This window comes from Helcococcus sp. KG196 (assembly GCF_046035495.1).
GTDB classification, from domain to species: domain Bacteria; phylum Bacillota; class Clostridia; order Tissierellales; family Peptoniphilaceae; genus Helcococcus; species Helcococcus ovis.
In genome coordinates this window covers 34,920-46,324 of record NZ_JBFNFI010000016.1, presented here as the reverse complement: position 1 = coordinate 46,324, position 11,405 = coordinate 34,920, and the positions used below count along the sequence as shown (strand labels likewise).

The window sequence follows — 11,405 nt, the reverse complement described above, 5'->3', positions numbered from 1 at the left end:
GAGATAGGGAAAGAGAGTGGAAAGCATAACGAAGAAAGGAGAAAATCCATGTCGCAATTGATGGATAAAATACTCAGTAGGGACAATATGCTAAAAGCCCTTGTAAAGGTTAAAGCAAATAAGGGGGCAGGAGGAATTGATGGAATCTCAACAGAGGAAATTGACCTATACCTAAAAGAAAGCTGGGTAAAAATCCTAGACAAAATCCGAACAAGAAGGTACAAGCCTAAACCGGTGAAAAGGGTAGAAATACCAAAGCCAGATGGAGGAGTGCAAAATTTGGGAATACCAACAGTGGTAGACCGTGTCATAGAACAGGCTATTGCACAAGTAATTACACCAATAGCAGAAGCACAATTCAGTGAATATAGCTATGGATTTAGACCTAATCGTAGAGCACAACAGGCAATCGTAAAACTGCTTGAATATTTCAATGACGGATACACATACATTGTGGATATTGACCTAGAGAAGTTTTTCGATAATGTACCACAGGACAAGCTTATGACGCTTATTCACAAGCTCATAAACGATTCTGATACATAATCTATCATAAGGAAATACCTTAATGCAGGAGTGATGATTGAGGGAAGATATGAGGATACTAACAAGGGAACGCCACAGGGCGGAAACCTATCGCCATTGCTAAGCAACATTATCCTAAACGAACTTGACAATTAGATTGAAGCAAGGAGACTTCATTTCGTTAGATATGCAGATGACTGTGTCATAGCAGTAGGAAGCAGTGCTGCTGCCAATAGAGTAATGAGCATTATGACGAAATGGATAGAGAAAAAGCTAGGACTTAAAGTGAATATGACTAAGTCAAAAGTAACGAAACCTAGCAAGCTTAAATATCTTGGGTTTTGGTTTTGGAAGAGTAAAGATGGCTGGAAAGCCAGACCGCACCAAGACTCTGTGAGAAGGTTTGAAAGGGAGCTTAAACAACTTACAAGTAGAAGTTGGTCAGTAAGTATGGATTACAGGATAGAAAAGTTTAATCAGGTAACTAGGGGATGGATAAACTATTTTAGGATAGGTAGTATGAAAACAGCCATGACAAGAATAGATGAACACCTAATGACACGAATGAGGATAGTCATATGGAAACAATGGAAGAAGTCTGCCAAAAGATATTGGGGACTTCGTAAGCTAGGAGTACCAGAGTGGATGGCAAAGAAATCCTAGTAAAGCGAGGACTTCTAAGTTGCTTGGATTATTATTTGAATTGAACCGCCGTATGCCGAACGGCACATACGGTGGTGTGAGAGGGGCTACGAGTTAGTCCCTACTTGATTTTTTATTAAATTTTTGTAATTTAAAGGCTATTTTTTATTTTGCAACAGCCCCTTTTTTTATTTTTATTTTTACTAAAATGTAATTTATTTGTAACTTTTTCAAAAAAATGGTATAATATTTAAGAATAAAGTTTATAGGAGTATATAATGTGTTTAATAAATAGGGTAAAGAATATTATATTTTTATTATTAATATTTACTGTTTCATCTCTAATGCTTTTAGTAACTGATAATATTGTTAGTGCTTCAACTGATAATTTTGTTAAGGATGATACTGGAAATATAAAATATATATTAGAAGGACAAATTCAGTATAATTGGAAATACATAGATGGAAGTTGGTATTATTTTGACTCCGATACCGGAAACATGAAATATGGTTGGCAAAAAATATCAGATAAATGGTATTATTTAGATGAAGAAAGTGGTCAAATGCATACTTCTTGGTCGAAAATAAATGATGATTGGTATTTTTTAGATAGAGAAAATGGAGATATGAAGACCGGCTGGAAAAAAATAAATAATAAATGGTACTTTTTAGATAGAAAAAATGGAGATATGAAGACCGGTTGGGAAAAAATAAATAATAAATGGTACTTTTTAGATAGAGAAAATGGAGATATGAAGACCGGTTGGGAAAAAGTCGATGGTAAATGGTATTTTTTAGACAGAAAAGACGGGGATATGAAGACCGGTTGGAAAGAAATAGATGATAAATGGTACTTTTTAGACAGAGAAAATGGAGACATGAAAACCGGATGGCTTAATTTAGGAAGCAAACAATATTATTTGGATCCAATAAATGGGGATATGAAATCCGGAACTTTCTTAGTAGAAGGTGTTAAATATAGTACTACATCTAATGGAAATATAATTTTTGAGGATATTAAAGAAATTGGAAATCAAAAATTATCTATTAATGAAATGATAGCAATATTCAAAAATAATAAAACTAAAATAGAAGCTGTAGACATTTCTGAATGGAATGGGGATTCCATTTATTGGGATGAATTAAAATCTAAGGGTATAAAAGCTGTTATTGTAAGAGGTGGATATAGCACAGATGAAGATAGAAATGCAAGAAGAAATATAAGAGAAGCATTGCAAAAGGGATTTAATGTTGGAGCATACTGGGCAATGTATCCTTTAAATAAGGAAGAAGCGAGAAAAGAAGCGGAAGCATTTAATAATTTAATGAAAGAATTTAAGGGACGCATAGAACTTCCATTATTTGCTGATTTTGAGTATTTTAGTGATAATTATGCAAATGGAAAAGGTGTAACATTTACTAGAGAAACACGTACAGATGTTGTTGTTGAATTTTTGGAAACTTTAAAAAATTATGGTTGGTATGTTGGAAACTATACAAATGTTGATTATGCAGAAAATTATTTTGATTATACAAGATTAGAAAAATATGATATTTGGTTAGCAGACTGGAGAACAGAACCCTCTAGAAAGTGGTTGGAAAAATCAGGAATGCATCAATATTCTTCAAGTGGGGAAGCTGTTGGTAACGGTTCAAAAACAACAGATATGAATCATATATTTTATGACTACCCATCTATTATTAAAAATTTAGGATTTAATGGATTTATAGCAACATATAAATTGCCAAAATTACCTGAAAAAATTGAAAAACCTATAGATGATGTTAAAAGAAAAATTGTTAAAAAGTCAATAGATACTATTGCAAGAGAAGTTTTGGATGGTAAATGGGGATATGGAGATGATAGAAAAAACAGACTTGAAGAAGCCGGTTACAACTATTATGATGTTCAAAAGAGAGTTAATGAAATTTTAGGATATTAGTAAATAAAAAACGATTCTGAATAAATTTTGTTTATGAAAATCCTCCTGATTAGGGTAATATAAAAATAATCAGGAGGATTTTTTTGTGAATAAAATTATCATAAATAAAAAGGCTTTAATTTTTATTTTATGGGGGTTAGAGTCTATTTTATAAATTAATATGGCTTAAAACTTCTATAATTTCTTCCATCCTCATAGATCTTGAGGCCTTTACTAAAACAAGTGAATTTTTTGTTATTAAAAATTTAGCTTTATCAATCAATTTATCTTTTGTATCAAAGTAAAATACACGATTACCATAAAAGTTTTTAATAGCCTCATTGTAAATATTTTTACTTAACTTTCCATAAAGCAGTAAATAGTCAACATTTTCAGGAGATATTTCTCTACCTATTTCTTTATGAAGTTCTACTTCATTATCTCCAAGTTCAAGCATATCACCTAAGATTGCTATTTTCCTTGAGTATCCTGTAAGTAAATTAGCAGTTTCCAAAGCACTTCTTAGTGATTGAGGATTTGATTTGTAACTATCATTTAATATATCAAAACCATTGCAAGCAATAAGCTCTGATCTCATCTTTGTAATTTCTTTTTTTCCTAATGCATCAATGATTACTTGTCTATCTATATTAAAAAGTTTTCCTATAATAATTGCAATTGTTGAATTCAATACTTGATGTGTACCAATTAGTGGAATATTAAATACATATCCATTTATGCTAAATACACTTCCATTTTTATTTGACTCAATAATTTTAATTACAAAATCTGAATCTTTTCTAGTTCCAAAGCTAATAGTTTTTTGTTTAATATTAAGAGATTTTACCTTTTCTCTTAAAATGCCATCATCATTATTGTATATGAAAATACCATCATCTTTTAATCCATCAATTATGTGAAGTTTTTCATCTGCGATGTTTTCTCTTGTTTTTAGTTGTTCTAAATGAGAATCTCCAATATTTGTAATGATTGCAATATTTGGTTTTGCCATGTTTGAAAGTACTTCAATTTGTCCAAAACCGTCCGTTCCCATCTCTACAACCCCAACATCGGTATGCTTATCAAATCTTAATAGTGTTCTTGGAACCCCAATGTGATTATTTAGGTTTCCAATAGTTTTTTTTACTATTAAATCTTTTTCAAGTACACTCGCTATTAAATCTTTAGTAGTTGTTTTACCATTTGATCCGGTAATAGCAATTATTTTTAATTTTTCTAATTTTTTTACATAATTTGCTGCTAAATTTATAAATGCTTGATTTGTGTTTTTGACCCAAATTACGGGTTTATTATTTGGATTATCATACTCTCCATATTTTGAAAAAGTTGCAGAAGCACCTTTATTAAAAGCCTCATCAATAAATACATGTCCATCGAATTTTTCCCCGATTATTGGCATATACATATCATCTTGTTCAATTGTTCTTGTATCTATAGAAATTAAATCAATATTTATATCATTAAATTTTTTGTCGTTTAATTTTCCGTTGCAAAGAGAAGCTATTTCATTTAATTTTAAATTAAGCATTTTTTGACTCCTCTATAGCAAGATTAATTAGAACATCTAAAAATTGAGAGTAAGTTGTACCATTAGTAACTTCCCATAATCCTGCAGATAATGAAGTTGGTGTCATGCCAGGAAATGAATTTATTTCATTGACGTAAAAATTATGATTTTCATCCATAAATATATCTACTCTGGCAAATCCTTTACATCCGGTAACAATATAAGCATCAATTGCCAATTCTCTAACTTTATCCTCATCAGATTTAGGTAATTTATGAGGAACATTTCTAACTAAATTTTTATCTAAATATTTAGCTGTATAATCAAAAAGAGCTCTTTCTGTATAATAAGAACCTGGAAGAGATGCTTTTGGTGAATCATTTCCAATTACAGAAATCTCCAATTCAATACCTATTTTTTCTTCTTCAACAAGGACTTTATTATCATATTTAAATGCTTCTTCTATTGCTTCTATAATGTTATCTCTATTTGCTTTTGAAACCCCAATTGAAGAGCCGTTGCTTGCAGGTTTTACATATACATTTTCTCCACATGTATCAAAAATATTTGATATTAGGGAAGACTTGTCTTCATCTCTTTGATATCTATTTTTTGTAACTAAATAGTATTTTGCTTGAGGAATATTATTTAATTCAAAGATATCATTTGTAATAGATTTATCGAAACAAATAGCTGATGATGCAATTCCGTTTCCTACATAATTTAGTCCTAAAGTTTGTAAAAATCCTTGAATTTGACCGTCTTCACCAGTTGTGCCGTGAATACAAGGAATAATCATAGGATTATCCAATTTATTTATAAAGTTCAAAAACTCTATAATTGATTCTTTTTTGTTTAATGTTGTATTAGTTTTTATATCTTCTGAATCTATAATATCTTCAGTATATGCACCAATAGGTACAAATTTTCCTTCTTTAGTAATATAAGTATAACTTACGTTATATTTTTCTTTATCTAGATGGTTAATAATAGATCTTGCAGATCTAAGAGAAATGTCGTGTTCGCTACTTTCGCCACCGCATAGAATATGAATATCCACTTTTTCCCCCTAAAAATTTTCATAATATATAAATATACTATAAAAGAGGTAATTAGGCAACTATGCCCAATTTCCATCTTTAAATACTTGTACTTCTGTACCGTCTTTTTTCTTTCCTATTATATTTAAATCTTTTGTTCCTACCATGAAATCAACGTGAATGATTGATTGGTTTACGCTATTTTTTTCTAATTCTTCAGCAGTCATATCATTTCCGCCTTTAATAGTTGTAGGATATGCAGCACCTAAGGCTAAGTGACATGAAGCATTTTCGTCAAATAAGGTATTAAAGAATAATATATTTGAATTTGAGATAGGGCTATCAAAAGGAACTAAAGCAACTTCACCTAATCTTCTAGATCTATCTTCATCTTGGTTTAATAATTCTTCTAAAGCTTGTTTTCCAACTTTAGCATCAAAATCAACAACTACACCATCTTTGAATTCTACCCAGAATTCATCAATAATATTTCCATTATTTGCTAATGGTTTTGATGAAAATATTTTACCATCAACTTTATCTCTCATTGGCATAGTATAAACTTCTTCGGTTGGCATGTTTGGTAAAAATGCTTCGCCTTTTGCATTTTGAGTTGAGGCAGCTCTCCAAATATGACCATTTGGTAATCCAATTGTTAAGTTAGTTCCATTAGATGATGTATAATGTAGTGATTTAAAATCCATTTCATTTAGCCAATTTGCTTTTTCTGTCAAAGTAGCAATGTTGTCTTTCCATGATTGCACAGGATTTTCTTTATTAACTCTTGTTGTTTCAAATATTGCTTCCCATAAATCATCAATCGGGTTTTCGCTATTTGGAAAAACTTTTTTTGCCCATCCTTCTGTTGGAGCTGAAATAATAGTCCAAGATGTGATGTCATTCATTCTATATTTTTTTAAATTACTCATTTTTTTACTTAATGAATTTGCTACAGCATGAATTTTTTTAGGATCTATATCTTTTAATAATTCAGGATTTACTCCACTAATAAATAATTGTTTTACACCATTTTTTAATAAAGTTTCAGCTTTTTTATAATCATAATCGGCGACTTCTTGTAGATCCTCAGTTGTTTTGTATGTATAATCCATTAATTTTTTAGCATCATCTTCCCATTCAACAATAACATTTTTAGCACCTGCCATATAGGCTTCTTTTACAACTTCTCTAGCTAGATCTGCTCTATCAACAGGTACATAAATTTGTACTGTATCTCCGGGTAAAACATTTAATCCAACTTTTATGGATAATTCTGCTAATTTCGCTATTTTTTTTTGTAAAGTCATAATCCCTCCAACTTTGTAATATTAGTCCTATTATATCACTATTTCAAACATTTTTCGAATATTGATAATATAAATACTGTGTGATAAAATTATAGATAATAATGCCTAAAAAGGTAGATTTTTACAGCTAATAAATATGTGGTTTGCTGATTAAAAATGATTGGAGATAATATGAATAAAATAAAAAATAAAATTCAACATTGGCAATTTATCAATTTAGGATTGCTTTTATTTGATATAGCAGCGATTCAAATAGGTTTTTTATTTGCCTTATTGTTGAGATTTGATTTTAGCTATACTACTATACCAAGCATATATATAAAAAATTACATGCAAATAACACCTTTTTATACAGTGATTACTATAATAGTTTTTTATTTTTTAAAAATGTATAAAAGTTTATGGAGATTTGCTAGTGTACCTGAGTTATTTAATGGAATTTATTCCTTTTTTATAACAACGGCAATTCACTATATAATTGCAATGATTTTTAAGATAAAAATGCCGGCATCGTATTTTATTGTAGGTGGATTGGTTCAATTTTTAATGGTAACAGGAGTAAGATTTGCCTATAAAATATATTTGATATTTATTACAAATAGAGTTGATTCATACTCAAATAAATTAATAAATAATGTTTTAATAGTAGGAGCGGGAGAAGCAGGTAGACTGATAGCTCATGATATAAGAAATTATGAGAAAGAAAAGTATATTGTAAAGGGATTTATTGATGATAATCCAAATAAATGGGGAAGATATATTTCCAGCATTCCAATTTTGGGAAATAGAGATACAATTTTATCTAATTCAGTTAAATATAAAATAGATACAATTATTATTGCTATCCCTTCAGCTAGTGTTGAAAGAAGACAAAATATAATTAATATTGCAAAGGAAACAGGAGCAAAACTAAAAATTATACCCTCTATTCCTGATTTGTTAGATAGTAATAATGTGACAATGAAACAACTTAAAGATGTTCAAATAGAGGATTTATTAGAAAGGGATTCTATAAATATTAATACTGCATCTACTATGAAAAATATTTCAGGTAAGGTTGTTTTAGTAACCGGTGGTGGTGGAACTATAGGTAGTGAACTTTCAAGACAAATTGCTAAAAATAATCCTAAACAATTAATATTATTTGATATTTATGAAAATAATCTTTATGAAATCGAACAAGAATTAAGAAGAAAGTATAAAAATTTAGATTTAGTAGCTGTTATAGGGTCAGTTAGAGAACAAAGAAGATTAGATGATGTATTTAATAAATATAGACCAAATATTGTATATCATGCGGCTGCACATAAACATGTTCCATTGATGGAAGTAAGTCCAAATGAAGCTATAAAAAATAATATTTATGGGACATATAATACTGCTTTTGCGGCTTTAAGATACAATGTAGAGAAATTTATTTTGATAAGTACAGATAAAGCTGTAAATCCTACAAGTGTAATGGGTACTACAAAAAGAGTATGCGAAATGATAATTCAAAGTATGGACTATGTAGTTAGAAATAGAGATTTATCAAAACTTCCAAAGCTTGATGTGATTAATCATGGAAATGTAAGAAATTTTGATTGTAAGTTTGTGACAAATTTTGTAGCGGTAAGATTTGGTAATGTTTTAGGAAGTAATGGTTCTGTAATACCTTTATTTAAAAAGCAAATAGCGGAAGGTGGACCTGTTACTGTAACGCACAAAGATATAATTAGATATTTTATGACAATTTCTGAAGCAGTGGGGTTAGTTATTGAAGCTGGATTTTATGCTGCTGGAGGAGAAATATTTGTTTTAGATATGGGTGAACCTGTAAAGATTGATACTTTAGCAAGAAACTTAATAAAACTTTCAGGTTATATACCAGATCAAGATATTAGAATAGAATATACAGGATTACGTCCGGGAGAAAAATTATATGAAGAAAAATTAATGTCAGAAGAAGGATTGAGAAAAACAGATAATCAATTAATTCATATAGCTCAACCTATTGATTTTAACAATGAGGAATTTTTTAATAATTTATCTGCTATGCAAAATCCATCTGAAAAAAATGATGTTGATTCAGTTTTGATTTATTTAGGTAAAATTGTGCCAACATATCATTCATCAGAATCAGATTTAATAAAAAATAAAGATAAATTTGAAGAATTATATAAAACATCTAAATAATTAGAAAGGTAAAAAATATGGCGGTATTATTAACTGGGGGAGCCGGATATATCGGCTCTCATATTGTGGTAGAGTTATTATCACAAGGTGAGGAAGTAGTTATCTTTGATAACTTTTCAAATTCATCAAAAAATGTTGTTGGAAGAATTAAAGACATCACAAATAAAGATGTAAAATTATATGAAGGGGATATTAGATCTAAAGAAGATTTAGAAGAAGTGTTTGAAAAAGAAAAAATAGAATCAGTTATTCATTTAGCTGGTCTGAAAGCTGTAGGAGAATCAGTAGCAAAACCTTTAGAATATTATGATAATAATATTTCCGGTACATTAGTCCTTTTAGAAGTGATGAAAAAATTTGATGTTAAAAATATAATATTTTCATCTTCAGCAACAGTATATGCTTCAAATAATGGTAAACCGTTTAGTGAAGATGATGAAAAGGGAAAACCTACAAATCCATACGGGTGGTCAAAATGGTTTATCGAACAAATTTTAGAAGATTTATATACTTGCGATAATTCATGGAATGTAGTAATATTTAGATACTTTAATCCAATAGGAGCACATATCTCTGGAATGATAGGAGAAGATCCTAAAGGCATTCCAAATAATTTACTTCCATATGTAAATAAAGTTGCAGTAGGATTGCTTCCTAAATTGATGGTTTTTGGAGATGATTATAATACTAAAGATGGTACAGGCGTAAGAGATTATATCCACGTTGTTGATTTAGCTAAAGGTCATGTTTTAGGACTAGATGTATTAAAACAAAAGCAAGGTATTAAAATATATAATCTTGGTACTGGGAATGGTAATTCTGTTTTAGATATTATAAATACCTTTGAAAAAGTTACAGGTGTAAAGATAAATTATGAAGTTGGACCTAGAAGAGATGGTGATATTGATACATCAGTTTGTGATGCAAGTAGAGCTAATAAAGAACTTGGTTGGACAGCACAGTTTGATTTAGCTAAGGCAATAGAAGATGGCTGGAATTGGCAATCAAATAATCCTAATGGATATGATCAAAATTAATTAAGATAAGAGGAAAAATGAAAAAGTTAAATGTACAGTTTTCGCCGCCGGATATTTCTGAAAAAGAAATAGAACAAGTGGTAGAAGCTTTAAAATCAGGATGGATTACAACAGGTCCAAAGACAAAAGAATTTGAAAGAAAAATAGCATCATATTGCGGTACAAGTAAATCTGTTGCATTAAATTCTCAAACTGCTGCAGCGGAACTTACACTAAGAGTTTTAGGAGTTGGGCCGGGAGACGAAGTAATTACATCAGCGTATACTTATACTGCAACTGCTTCCGTAATTGATCATGTTGGTGCAAAAATTGTTATGATTGATACACAAAAAGACTCTTTAGAAATGGATTATGATGCATTAGAAAAAGCGATTACAGAAAAAACTAAAGTTGTTATACCAATTGATATAGCAGGAATACCATGTGATTATGATAAGATTTTTGAAGTTTTAGAACGTAAGAAAGATTTATATAGTCCATCAAATGATATTCAATCAAAATTTGATAGAGTTATTGTTGTAGCGGATTCAGCCCATGGATTTGGAGCAGAATATAAAGGTAAAAAATCTGGTGCGGTTGCTGATTTTACAACATTTTCTTTTCATGCAGTAAAAAATTTAACTACCGCAGAGGGTGGAGCAGTTACATGGAAAGATGTTAAAGGTTTAGATAATGAGTTGTTATATAAACAATATCAATTATATTCATTACATGGGCAATCAAAAGATGCTCTTGCTAAAACTCAACTTGGTGCATGGGAATATGATGTAATGGGACCATGGTATAAATGTAATCTTACAGATTTAGCAGCTGGTATTGGTTTGGCTCAATTAGACAGATATGAAGATATGATTTCAAGAAGACATTTTATCATGTCAAAATATAAAGAAGTTTGTGATAAATTGGGTGTTAAGGTACTAAATCATAAAGATGATTTAAAAAAATCATCAGGACATTTGTATATAACAATCGTGCCAAATATTTCTCTAGAACAAAGAAGTGAAATAATTATAAAGATGGCTAAAGAAGGAGTTTCATGTAATGTGCACTATAAACCTCTTCCACTTCTAACAGCATATAAAAACTTAGGATTTGACATTAAAAAATATCCTAATGCATATAATCAGTTTGTTGGTGAAATAACATTACCTCTTCATACAAAACTTACAGATGAAGAAGTAGAGTATGTAGTCCGAAAGTATGCAGAAATTCTAAAAGAATATCTATAG

The 11,405-nt window shown here is 29.9% G+C and carries 9 protein-coding genes; 6 read left to right on the top strand and 3 right to left on the bottom strand.

All coding sequences use genetic code 11. The features are described 5' to 3' along the window. The 3 genes from ABGF45_RS06995 to ABGF45_RS06985 form a co-directional block, all read left to right on the top strand. Positions 1 to 546 (top strand): reverse transcriptase domain-containing protein (locus tag ABGF45_RS06995; RefSeq protein WP_408112694.1); only part of this gene is annotated, 546 nt, incomplete at its 5' end. A 135-nt stretch (positions 547 to 681) separates the two neighbouring features. After that, a complete protein-coding gene (locus ABGF45_RS06990) occupies positions 682 to 1,188 on the top strand; it encodes a group II intron maturase-specific domain-containing protein (RefSeq protein WP_369333466.1) in 507 nt (168 codons plus the stop codon). 257 nt (positions 1,189 to 1,445) lie between these two features. Continuing rightward, on the top strand, positions 1,446 to 3,110 hold the full coding sequence (locus ABGF45_RS06985; protein WP_134710187.1) for a GH25 family lysozyme: 1,665 nt from the start codon (positions 1,446 to 1,448) through the stop codon (positions 3,108 to 3,110). A 148-nt stretch (positions 3,111 to 3,258) separates the two neighbouring features. Here ABGF45_RS06985 and murF read toward each other — a convergent pair whose 3' ends face one another. The 3 genes from murF to ABGF45_RS06970 are packed head-to-tail and all read right to left on the bottom strand — an operon-like array spanning position 3,259 to position 6,964. Continuing rightward, the gene (gene murF / locus ABGF45_RS06980) at positions 3,259 to 4,638 is read right to left on the bottom strand and encodes a UDP-N-acetylmuramoyl-tripeptide--D-alanyl-D-alanine ligase (RefSeq protein WP_134710189.1); all 1,380 of its coding nucleotides are present in this window, start codon (positions 4,636 to 4,638) and stop codon (positions 3,259 to 3,261) included. Further along, on the bottom strand, positions 4,631 to 5,677 hold the full coding sequence (locus ABGF45_RS06975; protein WP_134710191.1) for a D-alanine--D-alanine ligase family protein: 1,047 nt from the start codon (positions 5,675 to 5,677) through the stop codon (positions 4,631 to 4,633). Before ABGF45_RS06975 ends, murF begins: the two co-directional genes overlap by 8 nt. Positions 5,678 to 5,737: 60 nt before the next feature. Continuing rightward, positions 5,738 to 6,964 (bottom strand): aminopeptidase, encoded by a 1,227-nt coding sequence (locus ABGF45_RS06970; RefSeq protein ID WP_134710193.1) that lies wholly within the window; start codon positions 6,962 to 6,964, stop codon positions 5,738 to 5,740. A gap of 171 nt (positions 6,965 to 7,135) precedes the next feature. On the opposite strand from ABGF45_RS06970, the gene ABGF45_RS06965 reads away from it, so the two are divergent. Genes ABGF45_RS06965 through ABGF45_RS06955 form a run of 3 tightly spaced genes read left to right on the top strand, consistent with a single transcriptional unit; the run spans position 7,136 to position 11,405 of the window. Next, positions 7,136 to 9,139, top strand: a complete 2,004-nt coding sequence (locus tag ABGF45_RS06965) for a nucleoside-diphosphate sugar epimerase/dehydratase (RefSeq protein ID WP_134710195.1) — start codon at positions 7,136 to 7,138, stop codon at positions 9,137 to 9,139. A gap of 17 nt (positions 9,140 to 9,156) precedes the next feature. Next, entirely contained in the window at positions 9,157 to 10,176 is a 1,020-nt protein-coding gene (galE, locus tag ABGF45_RS06960) for a UDP-glucose 4-epimerase GalE (RefSeq protein ID WP_134710197.1), read from the top strand. A 17-nt stretch (positions 10,177 to 10,193) separates the two neighbouring features. Next, positions 10,194 to 11,405 (top strand): DegT/DnrJ/EryC1/StrS aminotransferase family protein, encoded by a 1,212-nt coding sequence (locus tag ABGF45_RS06955; RefSeq protein ID WP_134710199.1) that lies wholly within the window; start codon positions 10,194 to 10,196, stop codon positions 11,403 to 11,405.

Bases quoted from the DNA above. Each gene is read 5' to 3' on its own strand.
- galE (WP_134710197.1), top strand. From the start codon at position 9,157: ATGGCGGTATTATTAACTGGGGGAGCCGGATATATCGGCTCTCATATT.
- ABGF45_RS06965 (WP_134710195.1), top strand. From the start codon at position 7,136: ATGAATAAAATAAAAAATAAAATTCAACATTGGCAATTTATCAATTTA.
- ABGF45_RS06955 (WP_134710199.1), top strand. From the start codon at position 10,194: ATGAAAAAGTTAAATGTACAGTTTTCGCCGCCGGATATTTCTGAAAAA.
- ABGF45_RS06970 (WP_134710193.1), bottom strand. From the start codon at position 6,964: ATGACTTTACAAAAAAAAATAGCGAAATTAGCAGAATTATCCATAAAA.
- ABGF45_RS06985 (WP_134710187.1), top strand. From the start codon at position 1,446: ATGTGTTTAATAAATAGGGTAAAGAATATTATATTTTTATTATTAATA.
- murF (WP_134710189.1), bottom strand. From the start codon at position 4,638: ATGCTTAATTTAAAATTAAATGAAATAGCTTCTCTTTGCAACGGAAAA.